The sequence below is a fragment of the Streptomyces sp. NPDC017520 genome (genome assembly GCF_044329855.1).
In the GTDB taxonomy this organism is placed as follows: Bacteria; Actinomycetota; Actinomycetes; order Streptomycetales; family Streptomycetaceae; genus Streptomyces.
In genome coordinates this window covers 258,069-278,357 of record NZ_JBIRKB010000002.1, presented here as the reverse complement: position 1 = coordinate 278,357, position 20,289 = coordinate 258,069, and the positions used below count along the sequence as shown (strand labels likewise).

General features: G+C 74.3%; 22 protein-coding genes. 20 read left to right on the top strand and 2 right to left on the bottom strand.

Annotated features, from left to right (window positions below; all coding sequences use genetic code 11):
- Positions 1 to 63: 63 nt before the first annotated feature.
- From hisD to ACH4KB_RS05285, 10 genes are all read left to right on the top strand, one after another.
- Positions 64 to 1,386, top strand: a complete 1,323-nt coding sequence (gene hisD / locus ACH4KB_RS05330; protein ID WP_398063768.1) for a histidinol dehydrogenase — start codon at positions 64 to 66, stop codon at positions 1,384 to 1,386.
- The gene (locus ACH4KB_RS05325; RefSeq protein ID WP_398063766.1) at positions 1,383 to 2,513 is read left to right on the top strand and encodes a histidinol-phosphate transaminase; all 1,131 of its coding nucleotides are present in this window, start codon (positions 1,383 to 1,385) and stop codon (positions 2,511 to 2,513) included. Before hisD ends, ACH4KB_RS05325 begins: the two co-directional genes overlap by 4 nt.
- Positions 2,510 to 3,106, top strand: a complete 597-nt coding sequence (gene hisB / locus ACH4KB_RS05320; RefSeq protein WP_015607963.1) for an imidazoleglycerol-phosphate dehydratase HisB — start codon at positions 2,510 to 2,512, stop codon at positions 3,104 to 3,106. The genes ACH4KB_RS05325 and hisB overlap by 4 nt, the downstream gene beginning before the upstream one ends.
- Positions 3,103 to 3,270 carry a hypothetical protein gene (locus ACH4KB_RS05315; RefSeq protein WP_398063764.1) on the top strand — a complete coding sequence of 56 codons (168 nt, stop codon included), beginning with the start codon at positions 3,103 to 3,105 and terminating at the stop codon, positions 3,268 to 3,270. Before hisB ends, ACH4KB_RS05315 begins: the two co-directional genes overlap by 4 nt.
- 10 nt (positions 3,271 to 3,280) lie before the next feature.
- Positions 3,281 to 3,970 carry an imidazole glycerol phosphate synthase subunit HisH gene (hisH, locus tag ACH4KB_RS05310; protein WP_398063762.1) on the top strand — a complete coding sequence of 230 codons (690 nt, stop codon included), beginning with the start codon at positions 3,281 to 3,283 and terminating at the stop codon, positions 3,968 to 3,970.
- Complete coding sequence (priA, locus tag ACH4KB_RS05305) at positions 3,970 to 4,695, top strand: bifunctional 1-(5-phosphoribosyl)-5-((5-phosphoribosylamino)methylideneamino)imidazole-4-carboxamide isomerase/phosphoribosylanthranilate isomerase PriA (RefSeq protein ID WP_265602183.1); 726 nt, start codon at positions 3,970 to 3,972, stop codon at positions 4,693 to 4,695. The genes hisH and priA overlap by 1 nt, the downstream gene beginning before the upstream one ends.
- Positions 4,692 to 5,099, top strand: coding sequence for a RidA family protein (locus ACH4KB_RS05300; RefSeq protein ID WP_398063760.1), 408 nt, complete (start codon positions 4,692 to 4,694; stop codon positions 5,097 to 5,099). The genes priA and ACH4KB_RS05300 overlap by 4 nt, the downstream gene beginning before the upstream one ends.
- Positions 5,096 to 5,851: an imidazole glycerol phosphate synthase subunit HisF gene (hisF, locus tag ACH4KB_RS05295; RefSeq protein WP_398063758.1), complete on the top strand. Its 756-nt coding sequence runs from the start codon at positions 5,096 to 5,098 to the stop codon at positions 5,849 to 5,851. Before ACH4KB_RS05300 ends, hisF begins: the two co-directional genes overlap by 4 nt.
- A 198-nt stretch (positions 5,852 to 6,049) precedes the next feature.
- On the top strand, positions 6,050 to 6,970 hold the full coding sequence (locus ACH4KB_RS05290) for an alpha/beta hydrolase (protein WP_398063756.1): 921 nt from the start codon (positions 6,050 to 6,052) through the stop codon (positions 6,968 to 6,970).
- Positions 6,971 to 7,116: 146 nt separating this feature from the next.
- A complete protein-coding gene (locus ACH4KB_RS05285) occupies positions 7,117 to 10,068 on the top strand; it encodes a LuxR C-terminal-related transcriptional regulator (RefSeq protein ID WP_398063754.1) in 2,952 nt (983 codons plus the stop codon).
- A 42-nt stretch (positions 10,069 to 10,110) separates the two neighbouring features.
- Here ACH4KB_RS05285 and ACH4KB_RS05280 read toward each other — a convergent pair whose 3' ends face one another.
- Positions 10,111 to 10,635: a hypothetical protein gene (locus ACH4KB_RS05280; RefSeq protein ID WP_398064640.1), complete on the bottom strand. Its 525-nt coding sequence runs from the start codon at positions 10,633 to 10,635 to the stop codon at positions 10,111 to 10,113.
- 334 nt (positions 10,636 to 10,969) lie between these two features.
- Here ACH4KB_RS05280 and ACH4KB_RS05275 point away from each other — a divergent pair, with 334 nt between their 5' ends.
- The 3 genes from ACH4KB_RS05275 (at position 10,970) to ACH4KB_RS05265 (ending at position 14,310) form a co-directional block, all read left to right on the top strand.
- Positions 10,970 to 12,250 carry a PucR family transcriptional regulator gene (locus ACH4KB_RS05275; protein ID WP_398063752.1) on the top strand — a complete coding sequence of 427 codons (1,281 nt, stop codon included), beginning with the start codon at positions 10,970 to 10,972 and terminating at the stop codon, positions 12,248 to 12,250.
- A gap of 157 nt (positions 12,251 to 12,407) precedes the next feature.
- Positions 12,408 to 12,995, top strand: a complete 588-nt coding sequence (locus ACH4KB_RS05270; RefSeq protein ID WP_398063750.1) for an ArsR/SmtB family transcription factor — start codon at positions 12,408 to 12,410, stop codon at positions 12,993 to 12,995.
- Positions 12,996 to 13,038: 43 nt separating this feature from the next.
- Positions 13,039 to 14,310 (top strand): MFS transporter, encoded by a 1,272-nt coding sequence (locus ACH4KB_RS05265; RefSeq protein WP_398063748.1) that lies wholly within the window; start codon positions 13,039 to 13,041, stop codon positions 14,308 to 14,310.
- Between the two features lie 101 nt (positions 14,311 to 14,411).
- Here the strand turns inward: ACH4KB_RS05265 and ACH4KB_RS05260 are convergent, their stop codons facing one another.
- Complete coding sequence (locus ACH4KB_RS05260) at positions 14,412 to 15,044, bottom strand: TIGR03085 family metal-binding protein (RefSeq protein ID WP_398063746.1); 633 nt, start codon at positions 15,042 to 15,044, stop codon at positions 14,412 to 14,414.
- Between the two features lie 84 nt (positions 15,045 to 15,128).
- Here ACH4KB_RS05260 and hisI point away from each other — a divergent pair, with 84 nt between their 5' ends.
- The 7 genes from hisI (at position 15,129) to trpM (ending at position 20,183) form a co-directional block, all read left to right on the top strand.
- Positions 15,129 to 15,509 (top strand): phosphoribosyl-AMP cyclohydrolase, encoded by a 381-nt coding sequence (hisI, locus tag ACH4KB_RS05255; RefSeq protein ID WP_361867406.1) that lies wholly within the window; start codon positions 15,129 to 15,131, stop codon positions 15,507 to 15,509.
- Positions 15,510 to 15,518: 9 nt separating this feature from the next.
- The gene (locus tag ACH4KB_RS05250; RefSeq protein ID WP_398063744.1) at positions 15,519 to 17,012 is read left to right on the top strand and encodes an anthranilate synthase component I; all 1,494 of its coding nucleotides are present in this window, start codon (positions 15,519 to 15,521) and stop codon (positions 17,010 to 17,012) included.
- 48 nt (positions 17,013 to 17,060) lie between these two features.
- Entirely contained in the window at positions 17,061 to 17,735 is a 675-nt protein-coding gene (locus ACH4KB_RS05245; protein WP_398063742.1) for a TIGR02234 family membrane protein, read from the top strand.
- Positions 17,736 to 17,846: 111 nt separating this feature from the next.
- Complete coding sequence (locus ACH4KB_RS05240) at positions 17,847 to 18,098, top strand: HGxxPAAW family protein (protein WP_018957525.1); 252 nt, start codon at positions 17,847 to 17,849, stop codon at positions 18,096 to 18,098.
- Positions 18,099 to 18,436: 338 nt separating this feature from the next.
- Positions 18,437 to 19,006 carry a DUF2752 domain-containing protein gene (locus ACH4KB_RS05235; protein WP_398063740.1) on the top strand — a complete coding sequence of 190 codons (570 nt, stop codon included), beginning with the start codon at positions 18,437 to 18,439 and terminating at the stop codon, positions 19,004 to 19,006.
- Between the two features lie 137 nt (positions 19,007 to 19,143).
- A complete protein-coding gene (gene trpC, locus ACH4KB_RS05230; RefSeq protein ID WP_010064524.1) occupies positions 19,144 to 19,953 on the top strand; it encodes an indole-3-glycerol phosphate synthase TrpC in 810 nt (269 codons plus the stop codon).
- A 17-nt stretch (positions 19,954 to 19,970) separates the two neighbouring features.
- Complete coding sequence (gene trpM, locus ACH4KB_RS05225) at positions 19,971 to 20,183, top strand: tryptophan biosynthesis modulator TrpM (protein ID WP_398063738.1); 213 nt, start codon at positions 19,971 to 19,973, stop codon at positions 20,181 to 20,183.
- Positions 20,184 to 20,289: the final 106 nt, after the last annotated feature.

The following is a 20,289-nucleotide window of genomic DNA, read 5'->3' as shown; positions in this document are numbered from 1 at the left end:
CGTCCGGTATCAGCCAGTGATACGGGCGACCGGCCGCTCCGAGCGGTCTGAGAGAATTGCCGTGTGATCTCTCGAATCGATCTGCGCGGTGACGTCCTCCCCGAGGGCGCCGCCCTGCGCGACCTGCTGCCCCGTGCCGAGTTCGACGTGGAAGCCGCCCTGGAGACGGTGCGGCCCATCTGCGAGGACGTGCGCCATCGTGGCTCCGCGGCAGTGATCGACTGGGGGGAGAAGCTGGACGGTGTCCGGATCGAGTCGGTCCGGGTGCCCGCCGACGCCCTCTCCCGCGCTCTCCAGGAGCTGGATCCGGCCGTCCGGGCAGCACTTGAGGAGTCGATCCGCCGCGCCCGCCTCGTCCACCGCGAGCAGCGCCGCACCACGCACACCACCCAGGTCGTCCCCGGCGGCACCGTCACCGAGAAGTGGGTGCCCGTCGAGCGCGTCGGGCTCTACGTCCCCGGCGGGCGCTCGGTCTACCCCTCCTCCGTCGTGATGAACGTCGTCCCGGCCCAGGAGGCGGGCGTCGAGGGCGTCGCCGTCGCCTCCCCGCCGCAGAAGGACTTCGGCGGACTGCCGCACCCCACGATCCTCGCCGCCTGCGCCCTGCTCGGCGTCGACGAGGTGTACGCCGCCGGCGGCTCCCAGGCCGTCGCGATGTTCGCGTACGGCACCGAGGACTGCCTCCCGGTCAACCTGGTCACCGGCCCCGGCAACATCTACGTCGCCGCCGCCAAGCGCCTCCTCAAGGGCCGCATCGGCATCGACGCCGAGGCCGGGCCCACCGAGATCGCGATTCTCGCCGACGCCACCGCCGACCCGGCGCACGTGGCCGCCGACCTGATCAGCCAGGCCGAGCACGACCCGATGGCCGCCGCCGTCCTGGTCACCGACTCCGAGGAGCTGGCCGCCGCCACCGAGGCCGAGCTGGTCCCCCAGGTCGCCGCCACCAAGCACATCACCGACCGTGTCGAGCCCGCCCTCGCCGGCCGCCAGTCCGCCATCGTCCTGGTCTCCTCCATCGAGGACGGCCTCAAGGTCGTCGACGCGTACGGCGCCGAGCACCTGGAGATCCAGACCGCCGACGCGGCCGCCGTCGCCGACCGGGTCCGCAACGCCGGAGCGATCTTCGTCGGCCCCTGGTCGCCGGTCTCGCTCGGCGACTACTGCGCCGGCTCCAACCACGTCCTGCCCACCGGCGGCTGCGCCTGCCACTCCTCGGGTCTGTCCGTGCAGTCCTTCCTGCGCGGCATCCACATCGTCGACTACAGCCGCGACGCGCTCGCCGAGGTCACCCACCACGTCGTGGCCCTCGCCGAGGCGGAGGACCTCCCCGCCCACGGCGCCGCGCTCAAGGCAAGGTTCGGCTGGAAGGTTCCGCAGCAGTGACGAACGGCAGCACCACCCCGCGCAACCCCTGGGACGAGCTCCCCATCCGCGACGAACTGCGCGGCCAGTCCCCGTACGGAGCACCCCAGCTCGACGTCCCCGTACGCCTCAACACCAACGAGAATCCCTACCCGCTCCCCGAGGCGCTGGTCGACCGGATCGCCGAGCGGGTCCGCGAGGCCGCCCGCGGCCTCAACCGCTACCCCGACCGGGACGCCGTCGAGCTCCGCACCGAGCTGGCCCGCTACCTGTCCCGCACGGCGGGGTACGAGGTCGGCACGGCCAACGTGTGGGCCGCCAACGGCTCCAACGAGGTCCTCCAGCAGCTGCTCCAGACCTTCGGCGGGCCCGGTCGCACCGCGATCGGCTTCGAACCCTCGTACTCCATGCACGCCCTGATCTCCCGGGGCACGGGCACCGGCTGGATCTCCGGGCCGCGCGGCGAGGACTTCACCATCGACGTGGACGCCGCCCGCGCCGCCATCGCCGAGCACCGGCCCGAGGTCGTCTTCATCACCTCGCCCAACAACCCCACCGGCACCGCCGTCGACGCGGAGACCGTCCTCGCCCTGTACGACGCCGCCCAGGCCGCCGGCCCCTCGATGGTCGTCGTCGACGAGGCCTACGGAGAGTTCAGCCACCACGCCTCGCTGCTCCCGCTGATCGAGGGCCGCCGCAACCTGGTCCTCTCCCGGACCATGTCCAAGGCGTTCGGCGCGGCCGGGCTCCGCCTGGGCTACCTGGCCGCCGACCCGGCCGTGGTCGACGCGGTCCAGCTGGTACGGCTGCCGTACCACCTCTCCTCCGTCACCCAGGCCACCGCCCTCGCCGCCCTGGAGCACACCGATACGCTGCTGGGGTACGTCGCGCAGCTCAAGAGCGAGCGCGACCGGCTGGTGGCCGAGCTGCGCGCCACCGGCTACGAGGTCACCGACTCGGACGCCAACTTCGTCCAGTTCGGCCGCTTCGACGACAGCCACGCCGTCTGGCAGCAGATCCTCGACCGGGGAGTCCTGGTCCGGGACAACGGCGTACCGGGATGGCTGCGGGTCTCCGCGGGAACCCCGGCAGAGAACGACGCGTTCCTCGATGCGGTACGCGAACTGAAGAAGGAGCACGACGCATGAGCCCCCGCGTAGGCCGCGTGGAACGCACCACGAAGGAAACGTCCGTGCTCGTCGAGATCAACCTCGACGGCACCGGCAAGGTCGATGTCGCCACCGGGGTCGGCTTCTACGACCACATGCTCGACCAGCTCGGCCGCCACGGCCTCTTCGACCTCACGGTCAAGACCGAGGGCGACCTGCACATCGACAGCCACCACACCATCGAGGACACCGCCCTCGCGCTCGGCGCCGCCTTCAAGCAGGCCCTCGGCGACAAGGTCGGCATCTACCGCTTCGGCAACTGCACCGTCCCGCTGGACGAATCGCTCGCCCAGGTCACCGTCGACCTCTCCGGCCGCCCCTACCTCGTGCACACCGAGCCCGAGAAGATGGCGCCGATGATCGGCGAGTACGACACGACGATGACCCGGCACATCCTGGAGTCCTTCGTCGCCCAGGCGCAGATCGCCCTGCACGTCCACGTGCCGTACGGGCGCAACGCCCACCACATCGTCGAGTGCCAGTTCAAGGCGCTCGCCCGCGCCCTGCGGTACGCCAGCGAGCACGACCCGCGCGCCGCCGGCATCCTGCCTTCCACGAAGGGCGCCCTGTGACCGGCCTCAACACCATCCTGATCGTCGTCGGCCTCTTCCTGGCCGGCGGCGTCTACTCCTTCGCCAAGCAGGGGATGCCCAAGGGCGTCATCGCGCTGCTGTCGATCGGCTCCGTGATGTGCCTGGTGGCGGGCATCCTGCGGATCCAGGGACTGTGGGATTGAGAGGCACGCTGTGACTGACACATCGACTGGCACATCGCCTGAAACATCGGCTGGCACATCGGCTGCCAAGAAGAAGGTCGTCGTCTTCGACTACGGCTTCGGCAACGTCCGCTCCGCCGAGCGGGCCCTCGCCCATGTCGGCGCGGACGTCGAGATCACCCGCGACTACGACCGCGCGATGAACGCCGACGGGCTCCTCGTCCCCGGCGTCGGCGCGTTCTCCGCCTGCATGGACGGGCTCAAGCGGGCCCGCGGCGACTGGATCGTCGGCCGTCGGCTCTCCGGCGGCCGTCCCGTCATGGGCATCTGCGTCGGGATGCAGATCCTCTTCGAGCGCGGCATCGAGCACGGCGTGGAGACCGAGGGCCTGGACGAATGGCCCGGCACGGTCGGCCCGCTCAAGGCCGACGTCGTCCCGCACATGGGGTGGAACACCGTCGAGGCCCCCGAGGACTCCCGGCTCTTCGCGGGCCTGGACGCCGAAGCGCGGTACTACTTCGTGCACTCCTACGCGGCGCACGACTGGTCCCTCGAAGTGACCAACGCCAAGATCCGTGCCCCCAAGGTCACCTGGGCCACGCACGGCGAACGATTCGTGGCCGCCGTGGAGAACGGCGCGCTGTGGGCCACCCAGTTCCACCCCGAGAAGTCCGGCGACGCCGGCGCCCAGCTGCTGACCAACTGGATCGAGACGCTGTAATGCCGAAGCTTGAACTGCTCCCCGCCGTCGACGTCCGCGACGGCCAGGCCGTGCGCCTCGTCCACGGCGAGTCCGGCTCCGAGACCTCCTACGGCTCCCCGCTGGAGGCCGCCCTCGCCTGGCAGCGCGCCGGCGCCGAGTGGCTGCACCTCGTCGACCTGGACGCCGCCTTCGGCACCGGCGACAACCGCGCCCTGATCGCCGAGGTCGCCGGGGCCATGGACATCAAGGTCGAGCTGTCCGGCGGCATCCGCGACGACGCCTCGCTCGCCGCCGCCCTCGCCACCGGCTGCCGCCGCGTCAACCTCGGCACCGCCGCCCTGGAGACCCCGGAGTGGGTCGCCAAGGTCATCGCCGAGCACGGCGACCAGATCGCCGTCGGCCTCGACGTCCGCGGCACCACCCTGCGCGGCCGGGGCTGGACCCGCGACGGCGGCGACCTCTACGAGACCCTCGCCCGCCTCGACGCCGAGGGCTGCGCCCGCTACGTCGTCACCGACATCGCCAAGGACGGCACCCTGGAAGGCCCCAACCTGGGGCTGCTGCGGGACGTCTGCGCCGCCACCGACCGCCCGGTCGTCGCCTCCGGCGGCGTCTCCTCCCTCGACGACCTCCGCGCCATCTCCCTCCTCGTCCCCGAAGGCGTCGAGGGCGCGATCGTCGGCAAGGCGCTGTACGCGAAGGCGTTCACGCTGGAAGAGGCCCTCAAGGCGGTCGCCGCATGACCGATTCCGCTTCCGCCGTACGCCGGATCTCCACCGGCGCGCCCTGGGAGGAGAAGTTCGGCTACTCGCGCGCCGTCGAACTCCCCAACGGGCTCGTCCTGGTCGCCGGCTGCACCTCCGTGGTCAACGGCCAGATCTCCGCGGGCTCCCCGTACGAGCAGGCGATCACCTCCTTCGACGTCGCGTTCGCCGCGCTGGAGCAGGCGGGCCTCGGTCGCGAGGACGTCGTCCGCACCCGCATGTACCTCACGCACGCCCGGGACGTGGAGGACATCGGCCGCGCCCACAAGGAGCTGTTCGACGCCGTGCGCCCCGCCGCCTCCATGATCATCGTGTCCGGTTTCGTGGACCCGAGCCTGGTCGTCGAGGTCGAGGTCGAGGCCTACCGGGGAGGCGCGAAGTGAGCCTCGCCGTACGGGTCATCCCCTGCCTGGACGTCGACAACGGCCGGGTCGTCAAGGGCGTCAACTTCCAGAACCTGCGCGACGCGGGCGACCCCGTCGAGATGGCCAAGCTGTACGACGCCGAGGGCGCCGACGAGCTGACCTTCCTCGACATCACCGCCTCCAGCGGCGACCGCGAGACGACGTACGACGTGGTCCGCCGCACCGCCGAGCAGGTCTTCATCCCGCTCACCGTCGGCGGCGGCGTCCGCACCCCCGACGACGTCGACAAGCTGCTGCGCGCCGGGGCCGACAAGGTCGGCGTCAACACCGCCGCCATCGCCCGCCCCGACCTCATCCGTGAGATCGCCGAACGGTTCGGACGCCAGGTCCTGGTGCTCTCGGTCGACGCCCGCCGCACCCCGGACGGCACGTTCGAGGTCACCACGCACGGCGGCCGCAAGGGCACCGGCATCGACGCCGTCGAGTGGGCCCACCGGGCCGCCGAGCTGGGCGCGGGCGAGATCCTGCTCAACTCGATGGACGCCGACGGCACGAAGGACGGCTACGACACCGAGATGATCGAGGCGGTGCGCAAGCACGTCACCGTCCCCGTCATCGCCTCCGGCGGCGCGGGCCGGCTCGCCGACTTCGCCCCGGCGATCGAGGCCGGGGCGGACGCGGTGCTCGCCGCGTCCGTCTTCCACTTCGGTGACCTGCGGATCGCCGAGGTCAAGGGCGCCCTGCGGGAAGCGGGTCACCCGGTCCGCTGAGCACGGAGGAGAACCGGCGGTATCACCGGCCCGCCCGAGGCCGGTGATACCGCCGATGCGTGTTCACGGGACGCGGCCCGAGAGTGGCGACCACCGACGGACGACGTCGGCGGCCACGCGGCGCACCCCGAGCCCCCGGACGACGGGCTTCGTGGGCCTCGCGTGGTGCGGTTCCGCCACCACCGAGAGGATCCCCCCGTGCAACAGCGCCTCCCCTCCGGCACCGTCCCCCCGCGCCCGAGCCGCCCCCGGGCGCTCGCCGGTCTGCTGACCGCCGCCGCGGCCACCGCAGGTCTCCTGATGACCGCCCTGGTCCCGGGCGCCCAGGCCGCCGACAACCCCTACGAGCGCGGCCCCGCCCCCACCAACGCCTCCATCGAGGCGAGCCGCGGCTCCTACGCCACCTCGCAGACCTCCGTCTCCTCGCTCGCCGTGAGCGGGTTCGGCGGCGGCACCATCTACTACCCCAGGTCCACCGCCGACGGCACCTTCGGTGCGGTCGTCATCTCGCCCGGCTTCACCGCCTACGAGTCCTCCATCGCCTGGCTCGGCCCGCGCCTGGCGTCCCAGGGCTTCGTGGTCTTCACCATCGACACCAACACCACGCTCGACCAGCCCGACAGCCGGGGCCGCCAACTCCTCGCCGCTCTGGACTACCTGACCCAGCGCAGCTCGGTGCGGACCCGGGTCGACGCCTCCCGGCTCGGGGTGATGGGCCACTCGATGGGGGGCGGCGGCAGCCTGGAGGCGGCCAAGAGCCGCACCTCGCTGAAGGCGGCGATCCCGCTGACCGGCTGGAACACCGACAAGACCTGGCCCGAACTGCGCACGCCCACCCTCGTGGTGGGTGCGGACGGTGACACGGTCGCCTCTGTCGCCACGCACTCCGAGCCGTTCTACGAGTCGCTGCCCGGCTCCCTGGACAAGGCGTACCTGGAACTGCGCGGCGCCTCGCACTTCACGCCGAACAGCTCCAACACGACGATCGCGAAGTACAGCATTTCCTGGCTGAAGCGATTCATCGACAACGACACCCGCTACGAGCAGTTCCTCTGCCCGCTCCCGCGGCCGAGCCTGACCATCGCGGAGTACCGGGGCAACTGCCCGCACACCGCGTAATCCCGGCGTCCGCCGGCCCTGCCGCGCTGTGCTCCGGCACAGCGCGGCAGGGCTCCGGCTGGGACCGCGCACCGCACCTGGCCGTCGCCGCCGGGTACCTGGACGCGGCGCTTCCACCCTCGCCGACGCGACCGTACGGTGCCGGTGTGACCCCATCGACGACCGTGCCCAGTCCGCTCCGGCTGTACGGCCGGGACGATGAACTCGCCGCTCTGGAAAGCCTGTTGGAGCTGTTGTGGCGGGGTGACGGAGGTGCGCTCGTGCTGGCCGCGCCGCCCGGTCTCGGCCGTACGGCGCTGCTGCGCGCCGCCGCCGACGCACACCGGGGCCGGGGCCCCGTGCTGTACGCCACGGCCGCCTCCACCGGACGGTCCGTGCCGGGTGGCGGGCCGGTCGCCCCGCTCGGCCCGCCCCTCACCACCGGCCTGCCGCCCGCCGCCCCGTACCCGGTCATCGCCCCCGAGGCGCTCGCCCGCCGACTGCGGGAACCGGGCGCCGGGCACCCCCTGTTGGTCTGCGCCGACGACGCGCACGCCTGGGACCCGGCGTCCAGGTCCGCACTCGCCCTCGCGGCCCGCGGGCTGGGCCCGGGCAGCCGGACCGCCGTCCTGCTCTCGGCCGCCGACGGCACCGCCTTCGCCGGACTGCCCACGCTCCACCTCGCACCCCTGGACGAGGGCGCGGCCTCGGCGCTCCTGGACCGGCTGACCGGCGGGACGGCCCTCGGGGCGGCTCCTGGCACGAGCCTCGGGACGGCCTCCGGTACGGCCTTCGGCGCGGCCCCCGGTGCGGCCTTCGGAATCGGCGCGGTCCCCGGTGCGGTCCCCGGTACGGAGGGGGTCGACCCGGTCGTGCGGGCCGAGCTGCTCCGTGAGGCGGCCGGAAACCCACGCCTGCTCGCCGGGCTCACCGGACGCCTCACCCCGGACCAGCTCGCCGGCCGCACCCCGCTGCCCTACCCCCTGCCCGGCGGCGAAGCGGTGCTCGCCGCCCACGCCGAACGGCTCGACGGCCTCCCGGACCGGACTCGCACCCTGCTCCTGCTCGCCGCCGCGGCCCAGGAGCACGAGCCGGAGGGCGCCGGGGCGGATGCCCTGCTCCTGCTGCGCGCGGGCACCCGCCGCGGACTGCCCCGGGACTTCCTGGACCGTGCCCTGTTCGGCACCACGGTCACCGACGGCCTCCTCCAACGGGCGGGCAGCCGCGTTCACTTCGCCCACCGCCTCGTCGCCCGCGCCGTACTCCACCACGCCCCTTGGCCCCACCGCCGCGCCGCCCACGAACTGCTCGCCACCCTGCTGACGGAGGCCGGAGACCGGGTCTTCCCGGGAGCCTCCTCCGCGCCCCCTCCGGACGCCCCGGCCACCGCACCCCCACCCGCCCCGCTGGCCGCCCTCGTCCAGCGGGCCTGTGCCGCGCCCGGGCCGGACGCCGCGCTGGCCGCCCGGCTCGAAGCGGCCGCCGGAGCCCCCTTCCCGCACGCCGAACGTTCCGCCGCCCTGGCCCGCGCCGCTCTCCTCTCCACCGAACCGGCGCAGCGGGCGGCCCGCCTCGCCGCGGCGGCCGAGCAGGCGGGGCTCGCGGGCGACCCGGCCCTGGCCCGGGCGCTGCTGGCCAGGACCGGACCCCGGGCGCCCGGCGCGGCCGGACCGGCCCCCGAGCCCGCGCGGGGCCTCGCCCCCTACGTCCACGGCATGCTGGCCCTGCGCTCGGGGCCGGCGGCGGACGCCCACGAAGCGCTGCTCGCCGCCGCCGCGCTGCTCGGCCCGCACGATCCCCGCCGGACCCTCGACGCCCTCCTCGGCGCGGCCGAGGCCGCCTGGGCGGCGGGCGACGCGCTCGGCTGTCTCGACGCCATGAACCGTCTCGCCCGCACCCCGCTGGAAGCGGGCCTGGAGCACTACCGGGCCGGCATGTGCGCCGTGCTCGCGGGCCGCACCGCCGAGGGTCACACCCTGCTCCGCCACTGCCTCGACCCCGCCGGGGACCCCGGCGCCCCGGCCGCGCTGCTCCGGGCCGGGGTCGCGGCACTGGTTCTCGGGGACGTCGCCGCCGCCTGCCGCGCGGGCGCCCGCGCGCTCGCCGCCGTACGGACCAGGGGCCCCGACGCGCTGCTGCCCCAGGCGCTCGAACACCTCGCCTACGCGGAACTGCGGGCCGGGCGCCACGCCGGTGCGCGGGCCCACGCCCTGGAGGGGCTGCACGCCGCCCGCCGTACGGGGCAGCCCAACAGCTCCGCCCATCTGCACGCCGTCCTCGCCCTCGCCGCCTCCGTGGCGGGGCCCGCCGAGGCGTGCGCCGCGCACGCCGACGCCGCGCTGACCGGGGCGGGGCCGCACGGGCTGGCCCAGGCCGTCACCCTCGCCACCTGGGCACGGGCCCGCGCGGACCTGGCCTCCGGACGGCCCGGCGAGGCGGCCGCCCGGCTGGCCCCCCTCGTCGGGACCGGCCCCGGCCGAGGCCACTTCGCCGCCCGGATGCTCGCCGTGCCCTGCTGGGTCGAGGCCGCCGTGCTGGGCGGCCGACAGCCCGAGGAGTCCCGTGAACTCCACGCCGCCGTCGACGCGTTCGCGTCCTGGACCGCCCGGACCGCCGACCCGGGGGCGCCCGCCCAACTGGCGCGCTGCCGGGCCCTCCTGGCCCCTGCCGACGAGGCCGACGCCCGCTACGCCGAGGCCCTGGCCCACCACGGCCGGGCGGGCGGCGACTTCGAACGGGCCCGCACCCACCTGCTGTACGGGCAGTGGCTGCGCCGCCGTCGGCGCACCCGCGAGGCCCGCGGCCCGCTGCGGGACGCCCTGGTCGCCTTCCAGCGCTGCTCGGCCCGTGCCTGGGCCGACCGGGCGGCCGGGGAGCTGCGGGCGGCGGGGGAGCCGGTCGGAACCCCGCGGAACACGGCGGACGGACCGCTGGCGGCGCTCACCCCCCAGCAGTTGCGCATCGCCCGCTGCGTCGCCGAGGGGGCCACCAACAGGGAAGTGGCGCTGCGGCTGTCGCTCAGCCCCCGCACGGTCGACCACCACCTCCGCAACGTCTTCGCCGCCCTCGGCATCCGCTCCCGCACCGAACTGGCCCGGCTGCTGGGGCCGGTGTACTGACCCGCAGGACCGTTCACGCGGCCGGCAGGGGTGTGGTCGACGTCAACGGCGAGACAGCGGCCGCGCCTGTCCCCGTGCCCGGTGCCGCTTGGCGTACGACCAGGTCACCGCGGTCATCAGGGCCGGGATGGCGAACAGCGGAGCGAAGGCGAGGCCCCAGACCGTCTGTGCCGTACCGCTCGACAGGTACGTCTGGCTCTCGACGGTCACGGCGACCACGAGCTGCCACAACGCCACCAGGACCAGGGCGCCCGAGGCGGCCCAGGCCAGCGGGGCGAGGACCCTCGGGTGGAGCGGTCGCCACCGGTCGCTGACGAGCAGCAGCGGAAAAAGCGCGGCCAGCTCGGCGAGGACGGAGAGGCCGACGACGTACGCGATGCCCCAGCCCGGGATGTCGAAGACGTCCCGCAGCACCTGGTCGCTGTAGCCCACAGGGACACCGGTAGCCATGGCGATGCGCCACAGGCCGGACGGGACGGCGCACAGAGCGATCGCGTGGGCGGCGCGGCGAGCCCAGACGGGCGCGGAGGCGGGGAGGGGCGGGGGCGTTGGCGTCATGACGTCCATGCTGGTCCCGAGCACGGCAGCCGCGCTTCGTCCGCTGCGGCGGACCGTCTCCGCACCGCGGGTGAGGGGCATACCCGCCGGGGAGGACCCGGAGCCCTCGGAAGGGCTGGGAGCGGTCGGGAGGAATCGGACCTGTTCGCCGAGTGCGACGCGGACCTGGACGTGGTCGGTTGCGAGACCGTGATGACGAGTTCCGCGCAGACCCCTAGGTACCGACTGGGCGGTATGTCATTCTGCGGGCGTCAGGATCGTGTCGCCGCGCTCGCGCCCCGCCCGGGCCGCGAGTGCCGGGCCCGCCGCTCGCGCGGCCGGTCGATTCCCGGTGGAGGCCGCCATGCCACAGGTCGTACGTTCGCGGATCGGGGCGCCGCACCGCCCGTCCCCGGTAACGCCGTTGCCGCACCGCTTCCGGTCCCTGGCCGACCGCGAGGCCGTCGAGGTGCTGCACCGGGCCGCCCGGGTCCTCGTCGCCTCACTGCCGGCCCTCACCGACCGGCTCGTCGAGGCCCTGTACGTCCAGGAGCCGGGCTACCGGGCGGCCATCGAATCCGGCCGGGCCGAGGTCTGGCAGGAGGTCCACCACTCGCTGCGGCACAACGTCGGTTCCCTGATCCAGCCCCGGGAGTTCCGGGAGTCCGCCCACCGCACCTCCCGCTGGATCGGTGAGACCCGCGCCGAGCAGGGAGTGCCGCTCGACGCCGTCCTGCACGCCTTCCGGATGGGCGGCGCGATGGTCTGGCAGGACCTCGTGGACGAGACCGCCAGGCGCGACCCCGACGACGTACGGCTGCTCGTCCATGTCGCCGCCGACGTGTGGAACTTCGTCGACGAGCACTGCGGGATCGTCGCGGACGCCTACCGGCAGGCCGAGCGGCGCCTGTCCTGGCGGCGCGAGAACCGGCAGCGGCTCATGGTCGCGGCCCTGCTGGACGGGACCGCCCGGATCGCCGACCTCGCCGAGGCGGCCGCGATGCTGGGCCTGCCGGAGCAGGGCCGGTACGCCGTGCTCGCGGTGGCCGCCGCCCCGCGCGGTCCGGGGTCCGCCGCCCGCCCGCCGCTGACGCTGCCCGGCGGCCCGGACGCCCCGGCGCTCTGGCACCCGGGCCCGGAAGCCGAGTTCGCGATCCTGCCGCTGGCGGGCCCGTCGGGCGAGCTGAGAGCACTGGCCGCCGCGCTGGACGTACCGGCGGGCGTCCGGGCCGGGATCGGCTCCGCGGTCGAGGGCCTGGCCGCCCTCGGCGACGCCCGGCGGCTGGCGGAGACCGCGCTGCGCGCCTGTCCCGCGTCCGGGGGGACCGTCCTGCTCGACGAGCACCTCCCGGACGCCCTGGTCGTGTCGTCCCCGGCGCTCGCCGGGGCGCTCGCCGACCGGGTGCTGGGTGCGCTGGGCCGGCTGGACCCCGCCGACCGCGACGTCATCGTGGAGACCCTCACCGCCTGGCTGGACGCGGACGGCTCGGCGCAGCGGGCGGGCGCCAAGCTCTACTGTCACCGCAACACCGTCCTCAACCGCCTCCGCCGCTTCGAACAGCTCACCGGCCGCTGCCTGACCCGCCCCCGGGACGCGGTCGAGGTCTCGCTCGCCCTGGCGGCGCGGCGGCTGCTCGGCACCTGAAGGGCCGGCACCTGAAGGGCCGATATCTGAAGGGCCGGCACCTGAAGGGCCGGCACCTGAAGGGCCGGCACCTGAAGAACCGGCACCTGGCGAACTCCACAATAAATATTGCGCAATTATTCTTGCGCAACTTTTCCTGTGCGTCTACGGTCGAGTCATGCCCAGCGAAGAGCGACACCGCGTCTCCGACCTCGACACCCTCAAGGCGATCGGCCACCCCCTGCGCCTGAAGCTCTACCGAGCCCTGCACATCAAGCGCACCGCCACCGCCTCCCAGCTCGCCGACCAGGTCGACGAGGCGGTCTCCCTCGTCAGCTACCACCTGCGCAAGCTCGCCGACCACGGACTGATCGAACCGGCCGAGGGCCAGGGCACCGACGGCCGGGAGCGCTGGTGGCAGCCGTCCTCCCGAGGGCTGACCTTCAGCGACACGGACTTCGACGACGCGCCGGACAAGGCGGCCGTCTATGCCGCCGCCGGCCGGATGTCCTTCGAGCAGCACGTCGAGCTCTACCGGGCCCACCAGGACACACGGCACACCTGGGACGCGGAATGGCGCGGCGCCTCCTGGAGCGCGGAGAACCTCCTGCGCCTCACCGCGGAGGAACTGGCCGCCCTCGGCCGGGAGATGGGCGCGCTGATCGACCGCTACGAGGAAGCGGGCCGCGCCCGCGAGGAAGCGGGCGACACGGAGGGCCGCGAGAGCGTCGCCCTGCACACGTACGGATTCCCCTTCCGCCCCTGAGCCCGTCACTCCGCCCGTCACTCCGCCCGAGAGGACGAACCGCATGACCGTCACCGCCGCGGAAGCCCCCGAACGCCCCGCCCACCGCGACCCCAACGTCCTGCGCTGGCTCGGCGCGTACAGCGCGTCGATGATCGGCGACAGCATCTACTTCATGGCCCTCGCCTGGGCCGCCGCCCGCACCGGCAGCGCCTCCGGCACCGGCCTGGTCCTCGCCGCCGGCTCCATACCCCGGGCCCTCCTGATGCTCGGCGGGGGAGTGCTCGCCGACCGGCTCGGGCCCCGCCGCGTCGTCATCGGCAGCGACGCGGCCCGTGCGCTGCTCGTCCTCGGGCTCGCCGCCACCCTGGTCCTCACCGGGCCCACGGTGGGCGTCCTGGTGGCCGTCGCCCTGCTCTTCGGCGCGGTCGACGCCCTGTTCCTGCCCGCCGTCGGAGCCCTGCCGCCCCGGATCAGCCCTCCGGGCCAGCTCGCCCGGATCCAGGGCCTGCGCGGACTCGCCGCACGCGGCGCCTCCATCGTCGGCGCGCCGCTGGGCGGGGTCGCCGTGGCCGCGGGCGGCCCCGCGCTCGCCTTCGCCGCCGCCGGAGTTCTCTTCGCCCTCTCCCTGCCGCTGCTCCTGCGCCTGCGGGTCGGCCCGCTGCCCGAGCCGGTGGACGGGACGGCCGAGGCGCAGGAGGCGTCGACGGACACCGGGAGGACACCGAACGCCTGGCAGGACCTGGTCAGCGGGCTCCGGTACGTCCGCCGCCACCCCGTGCTCGGCCCGCTGATGATCGTCATAGCCCTCAGCGAGCTCGGCTTCGTCGGGCCGCTCAACCTCGGGCTGATCCTGCTCTCCGAGCAGCGCGGCTGGGGTGCGGCCGGCATGGGCTGGATCGTCGCCGGATTCGCCTCCGGCGCGGCCGGGTCCGCCCTCCTCCTCGCCGTCCGGGGCCGGGTGCCGCACGCGGGCCGGGTGATGTGCCTGACGGTCCTCGTCGGCGCGACGGGCATCGCCGGCCTGGCCCAGGCCCCCTCGGTGGCCCTCGCCGCCGCGACCGCCGCGTTCGTCGGCCTCTCCATCGGGCTGGCCGGTGCGCTGGGCGCCGCCCTCGTCCAGACCGCCGCCGACCCGGCGTACCTGGGCCGGGTCACCTCGGTGTCGACGCTCTTCACCTACGCGCTGATCCCGCTGAGCTACCCCGTCACGGGGGCCGCCATCGCTCTCTGGGGCACCGGGCCGGTCTACGCCGTCAGCGCCGCGGTGTGCGCGGCGGGCGGCGCAGCGGGCCTCGCCTTCACCGCACTCCGCCGCGCCGAACTGCCCCGCTGACCCGGCGCCCCTCCTGACCCGGAGCCCCCGCTGACCCGGCGCCCCTCCTGACCCGGCGCTCCCGGAGCCCCCGGCACCCCCGGCCCCCCGGAACCTGGGGCCTACATCCCCAGCTCGGCCGCCCTCAGCCGCTCCACCGCCGCCTGGTCGCCCTCCACCTCGACGTCCGCCGCGTCCTGCCGGCCGAACGCGTACAGCAGCAGCTCGGCGGGCTCCCCGGTCACCGTCACCACCGGCGTCCCCTTGTGGGCCACCGCCGTCTGGCCGTCCGGGCGGCGCAGCACCAGCCCCACCGGTGACCTGCGGCCCAGCAGGCGGGCCGTCTTCTCGGTCCGGGACCACAGCACGTCGGAGAAGACGGGGTCCAGCTCGCGGCGCGACCAGTCGGGCTGGGCCCGGCGCACATCCTCCGTGTGGACGAAGAACTCGACGGTGTTCGCCGCCTCGTCGATCTGCTTGAGGGACATCGGGGAGAACCGGGGCGGGCCGGTGCGGATCAGCTGGATCAGTTCCTCGTACGGCTTCGCCGCGAACTCCGCCTGCACCCGCTCCAGCCGGGCCTTCAGCGCGCCCACCAGCAGCCCGCCCGCCGCGTCCGCGCGACGTTCGCGAACCACCACATGGGCGGCCAGATCGCGGGTCTTCCAGCCGTCGCACAGGGTGAGGGCCTCGGGGCCGGCCGCTTCCAACAGATCGGCGAGCAGAAGACGTTCACGCTTCGCATGGGTCGACATGCCCGCCAGCGTACGACCGTCACCCCTGGTCCGCCCAGTGGACGTCCGCCCGGGAAGCCCTCGCGGCCACGGCACAATGGGCCCATGACGAGCACGCCCGGCGCCACGCCGCCCGCCAGCAGCCTCGACCCGGCCATCGCCGCCCGCCTCAAGCGCGGCGCCGACGGCCTGGTCCCGGCCATCGCCCAGCAGTACGACACCGGCGAGGTGCTGATGCTCGGCTGGATGGACGACGAGGCACTGCACCGCACCCTCACCACGGGCCGCTGCACCTACTGGTCGCGCAGCCGTCAGGAGTACTGGGTCAAGGGCGACACCTCCGGTCACGTCCAGCACGTGAAGTCCGTCGCCCTGGACTGCGACGCCGACACCGTCCTCGTCAAGGTCGACCAGACGGGCGCCGCCTGTCACACGGGCGACCGCACCTGTTTCGATGCCGACGCCCTGCCCCTCCTCGACAGCTAAGGTCCGGCCATGGATCTCGACACCTTCCGCAAACTGGCCGTCGACCGGCGCGTCGTCCCCGTCAGCCGCCGCCTCCTCGCGGACGGCGACACCCCCGTCGGCCTGTACCGCAAGCTCGCCGCCGAACGCACCGGCACCTTCCTCCTGGAGTCCGCCGAGAACGGCCGGACCTGGTCGCGCTACTCCTTCATCGGCGTCCGCAGTGACGCCACCCTCACCGCCCGCGACGGCGAGGCCCACTGGCTCGGCACCCCGCCCGTCGGCGTTCCCGTCGCCGGCGACCCGCTGGACGCCCTGCGCGCCACCGTCGAGACCCTCCACACCCCCCGCGACCTGGTGAGCGACGCGGGCCTTCCGCCCTTCACCGGAGGCATGGTCGGCTACCTCGGCTACGACGTCGTACGCCGTCTGGAGAAGATCGGCGAGCACGGCGGCGACGACCTGAAGCTGCCCGAGCTGACCATGCTCCTCACCTCGGACCTCGCCGTCCTCGACCACCAGAACGGCACCGTCCTGCTGATCGCCAACGCGATCAACCACAACGACCTCGACACCGGCGTCGACGAGGCGCACGCGGACGCCGTCGCCCGCCTCGACGCGATGGAGCGGGACCTGCGCCGCCCGGTCGAGAACGCCCCCGCCGTTCTGCCCCCGTCCGAGCTGCCGCCGTACACCGCACTGTGGGGCGGCGAGGCCTACAGGGACGCCGTCGTGGACATCAAGGAGCGCATCAGGGCGGGCGAGGCCTTCCAGGTCGTCCCCTCCCAGCGCTTCGAGACCCCGTGCACGGCGAGCGCCCTGGACGTCTACCGGGTGCTGCGGGCCACCAACCCGTCCCCGTACATGTACCTCTTCCGCTTCGACGGGTTCGACGTCGTCGGCTCCAGCCCCGAGGCCCTCGTCAAGGTCGAGGACGGCCGGGCCATGGTCCACCCGATCGCCGGGACCCGGCACCGGGGCGCCACCCCGCAGGAGGACCAGGCGCTGGCCGACGAACTCCTCGCCGACCCCAAGGAGCGCGCCGAGCACCTGATGCTCGTCGACCTCGGCCGCAACGACCTGGGGCGGGTCTGCGAACCCGGCAGCGTCGAGGTCGTCGACTTCATGTCGATCGAGCGCTACTCCCACGTGATGCACATCGTCTCCACCGTCACCGGCCGCGTCACCGAGGACCGCACCGCCTTCGACGTGCTCACCGCCTGCTTCCCCGCGGGCACCCTCTCCGGCGCCCCCAAGCCCCGCGCCATGCAGATCATCGAGGAACTGGAACCGAGCCGCCGCGGCCTGTACGGGGGCTGCGTCGGCTACCTCGACTTCGCCGGGGACTCCGACACCGCCATCGCCATCCGGACCGCCCTCCTCCGTGACGGCACCGCGTACGTCCAGGCCGGAGCCGGGGTCGTCGCCGACTCCGACCCGGTCGCCGAGGACACCGAGTGCCGCAACAAGGCGGCGGCCGTGCTCCGCGCCGTCCATACGGCCAACCGGCTCCACGACCGCTGAACCGCTGACGGCCGACCGGCTCCACGGGCGTCGGGGCGGTAGGGGATAGTGGAGGGCGTGAGTGCTGTCCCCGTACCCCAGCCCCGTGCCCGAACCGCCGACTCCGCGTCCGGCGCCGCGCCCGACTCCGCAGGGAGCCGGCGCAGTCTCGCGGCCGGTCTGCTCCTCGGCGCGGCCGGCGCGACCGTCGTCCTCCTCGCCTCCGGGCAGACCTGGGCCGAGGGCGACGCGGCCACCGGCGGCGGCGCCCTCCCGCTGACCGTCGACGGCCAGGACGTCACCGGCGTCCCGGCCGCCCTGGCCGTCGTCGGCCTCGCCGCTCTCGTCGCCGTCTTCGCCGTACGCGGCGTCGGCCGCCGGATCGTCGCCGCGCTCCTCGCCCTCAGCGGCCTCGGAGCGACGCTCAGCGCCTGGGCCGGCGGCTCCGACAGCACGGCCCTCGACGAGGAGGCCGCCAGGACCACCGGCGACGCGGCGGCCACCATCCACGCCATCGGTTACACCGCCTGGCCCTACGTCACCGCCGCCGGCGGCCTGCTGATCCTGCTGGCCGGGCTCCTCGCCCTGCGCTACGGCAGCCGCTGGCCCGCCATGTCCGGAAAGTACGAGCGCGACGGCACCCCCCGCCCCGGCAAGGCGCCCCGCCCCACCGCCGACCCGGACAGGCCCGAGGACCTGTGGAAGGCCCTGGACCGCGGCGAGGACCCGACGCGCGAGGCCTGACCCCACGATCACCTCTCACGGTCCCGTACGGGACAATGAACCCGAGCCGTCCCCGGGCGGCGGCCACACGTACAGCGCCACCCACGGCGCAACACCAACGAGGAGCAACTCATGGCGGGCACGAGCCACGGACACACCCCGGCCGCCTGGACCGGTGTCATCATCGCCTTCATCGGCTTCTGCGTCGCAGGCGTCTTCATGGTCGCGGCCAACCCGCTCGGCTTCTGGGCCGGTATCGCCGTCATCTTCGCCGGCGGTCTCGTGGGCCTCGCCATGAAGGTGGCCGGCCTCGGTATGCCGAAGGAGTCGGCCGAGCTGATCGAGGCCAGGGAGCGCGCCGGGCGGGCGCAGATCTCCCACTGACCCGGTCGCCGGCCCGTCCCGGCGACCGACACGCCGACAGGCGCAGCCCGCACCCGGGGCTGCGCCTTTTCGCGTCGGCGGGGGACAATCAGCGGGTGGACGCCTCGCCTACCCCCTCTGCCGCCCAGCCCCCGGACCCGGAAACGGGGCCCCCGCCGGGTCACGGACCCATGCCGCTGACGGTCTGCCCGACCCCCGACATGGCCCGTCCCGTCCCAGCCCGCCCAGCGTCCGACGAGGACGGAACCCTCGCCGCTCCAGCCCGCCCGGCGTCCGACCAGGACGGAACCCTCGCCTCTTCAGCCCGTCCGGCGTTTGAGGACGGAACCCTCGCCTGGATGGGCCCGGAGCTCACAGGTCCCCAGGGCGAGGGGCCCTCGCAGGTGCCCGGCCCCCAAGGCCACGGTTCCGTCCTCAAACGCCGGACGGGCTGGGCGGGCCGCCCGACGGACCAGGTGGGCAGCCGGCCGGGCTGGGCGGGCGGCCCGACGAGCTGGGCAGGCGGCCCGCCGGGCCGCGTACGCCGGCTGGCCACCCCCATCGGCATCCTCGCCGCCGTCGCAGGCGCCTTCGCCTACGTCGGCGCCGTCGACCCCAACGAGTCCGGCCACTACCCGGTCTGCCCGCTGCTCAAGCTGACCGGCGTCCTCTGCCCCGGCTGCGGCGGGCTGCGCAGCGCCCACGCCTTCATCCACGGAGACCTCGGCGCGGCACTCGAAGCCAACGCGATCGCCACCGTCGGCTACTTCCTCTTCGCCGCGGTCTGGGCCCTCTGGCTGCTCCGGGCCTGGCGCGGACAGCCCCTGCGCATCGGTCTCGCACCCGTCTGGTGGTGGGGCGTGGGCGCCGTCCTGCTGCTCTTCACCGTGGTCCGGAATCTGCCGTTCGGCTCGGCCCTGGCCCCCTGAAAGGCTCGGCTCCGGCCCCCCGAGTGACCAGGAAGTGGGATGCGACGTGGCCGGATGCGAGCCCCGGGGCATCCTGCGGATACCATCGACAGGGCTGATCCAGTCCACCGTCAACCGTTCGGAAGGGGGCCGCTCGCGTGAGTGTGCTCGACGAGATCATCGACGGCGTTCGCGCCGACCTCGCGGAGCGGCAGGCGCGCGTCAGCCTCGACGAGCTGAAGGAGCGCGCGGCCCGCGCTCCCCAGGCCAAGGACGGAGTCGCCGCCCTGCGCGGCGAGGGCGTGACCGTCATCTGCGAGGTCAAGCGCTCGTCCCCCTCCAAGGGGGCCCTCGCCGCCATCGCCGACCCGGCCGCGCTCGCCGCGGACTACGAGGCGGGCGGCGCGTCCGTCATCTCGGTGCTCACCGAGGAGCGCCGCTTCGGCGGTTCGCTCGCCGACCTGGAGGCCGTCCGCGCCAAGGTCGACACCCCGATCCTCCGCAAGGACTTCATCGTCACCTCGTACCAGCTCTGGGAGGCCCGCGCCTACGGCGCCGACCTCGCCCTGCTGATCGTCGCCGCCCTCGACCAGGAGGCCCTGGTCTCCCTGATCGAGCGCGCCGAGTCGATCGGGCTCACCCCGCTCGTCGAGGCGCACGACGAGGAGGAGGCGGAACGCGCCGTGGACGCCGGAGCCAAGATCATCGGCGTCAACGCGCGCAACCTGAAGGACCTCAAGGTCGACCGCTCCACCTTCGAGCGCGTCGCCCCCGAGATCCCCGACCACATCGTCAAGGTCGCCGAGTCCGGCGTCCGGGGCCCGCACGACCTGATCGCGTACGCCAACGCGGGCGCCGACGCCGTCCTGGTCGGCGAGTCCCTGGTCACCGGCCGCGACCCGCGCGCCGCCGTCGCCGACCTCGTCGCCGCGGGCGCCCACCCGGCGCTCCGCCACGGCCGCGGCTGACCGGGGACGAAGCGACCATGACCGACCGTCCCGTGCCCCGCACCCGGCTGGGCCTCCGCCCCGCCGGGGCTTCGGCCCGGGACCCGCACGCCCCGCTGGCGCGCGGGTGCAGGCCGCGAGGCTGCCGCGCCCCCGCCCGGCGTGTGCACGGCCGGCGCGTCCGGTATGTCATCGGCGACGAGCCCGGCCAGGTGAACGGCATGCGATGGCGCGCGCGGTCCGCGCTGTAGGCGAGCCCCGGCCGACGTACCGCACGACACACCGCTCTTCTCGTACGTAGGACCGCACCGCCGTGACCGCATGCCGGTCGCGGCGGCCCTCGCCGCTCCGCGCATA

Coding starts and splice junctions, on each gene's coding strand:
- ACH4KB_RS05275 (WP_398063752.1), top strand. CDS start 10,970: ATGCCACAGGTCGTACGTTCGCGGATCGGGGCGCCGCACCGCCCGTCC.
- ACH4KB_RS05235 (WP_398063740.1), top strand. CDS start 18,437: ATGGGCCCGGAGCTCACAGGTCCCCAGGGCGAGGGGCCCTCGCAGGTG.
- ACH4KB_RS05270 (WP_398063750.1), top strand. CDS start 12,408: ATGCCCAGCGAAGAGCGACACCGCGTCTCCGACCTCGACACCCTCAAG.
- ACH4KB_RS05240 (WP_018957525.1), top strand. CDS start 17,847: ATGGCGGGCACGAGCCACGGACACACCCCGGCCGCCTGGACCGGTGTC.
- priA (WP_265602183.1), top strand. CDS start 3,970: ATGCCGAAGCTTGAACTGCTCCCCGCCGTCGACGTCCGCGACGGCCAG.
- hisI (WP_361867406.1), top strand. CDS start 15,129: ATGACGAGCACGCCCGGCGCCACGCCGCCCGCCAGCAGCCTCGACCCG.
- trpM (WP_398063738.1), top strand. CDS start 19,971: ATGACCGACCGTCCCGTGCCCCGCACCCGGCTGGGCCTCCGCCCCGCC.
- ACH4KB_RS05265 (WP_398063748.1), top strand. CDS start 13,039: ATGACCGTCACCGCCGCGGAAGCCCCCGAACGCCCCGCCCACCGCGAC.
- ACH4KB_RS05280 (WP_398064640.1), bottom strand. CDS start 10,635: ATGGACGTCATGACGCCAACGCCCCCGCCCCTCCCCGCCTCCGCGCCC.
- hisB (WP_015607963.1), top strand. CDS start 2,510: ATGAGCCCCCGCGTAGGCCGCGTGGAACGCACCACGAAGGAAACGTCC.
- ACH4KB_RS05300 (WP_398063760.1), top strand. CDS start 4,692: ATGACCGATTCCGCTTCCGCCGTACGCCGGATCTCCACCGGCGCGCCC.
- ACH4KB_RS05260 (WP_398063746.1), bottom strand. CDS start 15,044: ATGTCGACCCATGCGAAGCGTGAACGTCTTCTGCTCGCCGATCTGTTG.
- ACH4KB_RS05250 (WP_398063744.1), top strand. CDS start 15,519: ATGGATCTCGACACCTTCCGCAAACTGGCCGTCGACCGGCGCGTCGTC.